This is a genomic window from Mesorhizobium sp. WSM3859 (assembly GCF_002295065.1).
Taxonomy (GTDB): domain Bacteria; phylum Pseudomonadota; class Alphaproteobacteria; order Rhizobiales; family Rhizobiaceae; genus Mesorhizobium.
In genome coordinates this window covers 1-1,245 of the sequence record NZ_NSGG01000036.1, presented here as the reverse complement: position 1 = coordinate 1,245, position 1,245 = coordinate 1, and the positions used below count along the sequence as shown (strand labels likewise).

At 65.1% G+C, this 1,245-nt stretch carries 2 protein-coding genes; both read right to left on the bottom strand.

Going from position 1 to position 1,245, the window contains the following annotated elements; all coding sequences use genetic code 11:
* Positions 1 to 8 precede the first annotated feature (8 nt).
* Complete coding sequence (locus CK230_RS32230; protein ID WP_095820811.1) at positions 9 to 464, bottom strand: RpiB/LacA/LacB family sugar-phosphate isomerase; 456 nt, start codon at positions 462 to 464, stop codon at positions 9 to 11.
* Between the two features lie 13 nt (positions 465 to 477).
* Positions 478 to 1,236, bottom strand: coding sequence for a triose-phosphate isomerase (locus CK230_RS32225; protein WP_176480308.1), 759 nt, complete (start codon positions 1,234 to 1,236; stop codon positions 478 to 480).
* Positions 1,237 to 1,245: the final 9 nt, after the last annotated feature.

The window sequence follows — 1,245 nt, the reverse complement described above, 5'->3', positions numbered from 1 at the left end:
TCGAAAGCTCAGCGTGCATTGTACTTGGCGTCGACCTGGTCGATGGCGGCGACATTGCCGGCCGAGCGCCCTTGCGGATCGAACGTCTCCTTGAGGAACGCATCGGCAATCGACTTCGCCAGTTCAGGCCCGATCACGCGCGCGCCCATGGTGATGATCTGGGCGTTGTTCGACAGCGCGGCGCGCTCGGCTGAGTAGGTGTCGTGGGTGAGTGCGGCACGAATGCCCGGCACCTTGTTGGCCGAGATGCAGACGCCGATGCCGGTGCCGCAGATCAGGATGGCGCGGTCATATCTGCCGGCCAGCAGGTCGCTCGCCACCCGGTCCGACAGGTTGGCGTAGAACGGGTCGGGGCCGGCCTCGGTGCGCGACACTTCCGACACCTCGTGCCTGTCCTTCAAATGATCCGCGAGAATTTTGGCCAGGCCTTCGCCGGCGCTGTCGCCTGCAACCGCGAGCTTCATGATCGTCTCCTCCTCATAGTTTGGTGGCGCATCTGGTCAGGATGTCGAGGTAGCCCTCGACAGCCCACGCGGCGCGTCCGATGAACAACCCGTCGATATGCGGGCATGAGATAAGCTCGGCGCAGTTGTCCCGGTTTACCGAACCGCCATAGAGGCAGGGGACGCGGCGGCCGAGCACGTCCTCGGCTGTCGCGATGATCTCCGCCTGGCGGGCGTCGGCATAGTCCGAGGTCGCCGGAATGCCGTTGACGCCGATTGCCCAGACCGGCTCATAGGCGAACAGGATCGACGCCCGCTTCTGCGCAGTGCCGAGCTTGGAAAGCGCGCCGCGCACCTGCCTGTCGAGAACGTCGCGGGCGAGGCCGGCCTCGCGCTCGGCCAGCGTCTCGCCGATGCAGATCAAAGGGGTCAGGCCATGGCGTATGGCGGCCTCCGTCTTGAGGCCCACGGTCTCGTCGGTTTCGCCGAAATGCTCGCGGCGCTCGGAATGGCCGAGCTCGACGATATCCAAATCACAGTCCTTCAGCATCACCGGCGAAATCTCGCCGGTCCAAGCGCCGTCATCGGCCCAATGCATGTTCTGCGCTCCGACCTTGACGGACGTACCTTGAAGCATCGCCTTGACGTCGCGCGCCGCCGTGAAGGACGGAATGACGAAGCGCTGGACACGCGGGTCGCCTTCCGGGTCGGCAAGCAGCCCGCCGGCGAAGGCACGCGCCTCGCCAAGCGTCTTGTTCATCTTCCAGCTCGTGCCGATCCAGACGTGGGGCATCTCAGTCAT